1 protein-coding gene is annotated in these 1,085 nt (G+C 74.2%); it reads left to right on the top strand.

Annotated features, from left to right (window positions below; all coding sequences use genetic code 11):
• A partial coding sequence (locus FUT87_RS03830; protein WP_147240137.1) for a Mur ligase family protein occupies positions 1-1,085 on the top strand: 1,085 nt, incomplete at both ends.

Here is a 1,085-nt window from a genome sequence, read left to right as displayed (position 1 = left end):
CCGGCACCAACGGCAAGACCTCCAGCGCCTGGTGGATCGCGCAGGCGCTGACGCTGCTGGGCGCGCGCTGCGGCGTGATCGGCACGCTGGGCGTGGGCCAGCCGCCGGTGCCGGGCGCGACGACGAACGCTTCGATCGAGGCCACCGGCCTGACCACGCCCGATCCGGTGCGGCTGCAGGAAGCCTTCAAGCGCATGGCCGACGACGGCTTCGGCGCCTGCGCGATCGAGGCCTCGTCGATCGGCATCGAGGAACACCGGCTGACCGGCACCCACATCCAGGTCGCGCTGTTCACCAACTTCACGCAGGACCACCTGGACTACCACGGCGGCATGGACGCCTACTGGGCGGCCAAGCGCAAGCTCTTCGCGTGGGAGGGCCTGAAGGCCGCGGTGCTGAACCTGGACGATCCCAAGGGCGCCGCACTGGCGGCCGAGTTGGGCGCCGCGGGCCGGCTGGACGTCTGGACCTACGGCCTGGACCGCGCCGACGCGCGCCTGAGCGCCACCGACCTGCGCCATGACGCGCACGGGCTGGCCTTCACGCTGCGCGAGGGCGCCGCGGCGGTGCCGGTGCAGACCGGCCTGATCGGCGACTACAACGTGTCCAACCTGCTGGGCGTCATCGCCGGCCTGCGCACGCTGGGCCACGGCCTGGACGACATCGCCCGCGTGGCGGCGCTGGTCACGCCGGTGCCGGGCCGCATGCAGCGGGTGGGCAGCGGCCGCGAGCTGCCGCAGGTGGTGGTCGACTACGCCCACACGCCGGACGCGCTCGAGAAGGCGCTGGGCGCGCTGCAACCGCTGGCCGCGGCACGTGGGGGCTCGTTGCGCGTCGTCTTCGGCTGCGGCGGCGACCGCGATCCGGGCAAGCGTCCGCTGATGGGCGCGATCGCGGCGAAGCTGGCGGCGCAGGTCGTGCTGACCAGCGACAACCCGCGCACCGAGGACCCGCTGAAGATCCTGGCCGACATCGAGGCCGGCCTGCCGGCGGATGCGGCGCGCGAGGTGATCGCGGACCGCGCCGTGGCGATCGCGCGCGCGGTGGACCAGGCGCGCGCGCGCGACGTCGTGCTGATCGCCGGC

It is taken from the genome of Mitsuaria sp. TWR114 (genome assembly GCF_007997345.1).
This window is presented reverse-complemented; position numbering and strand designations above follow the sequence as displayed.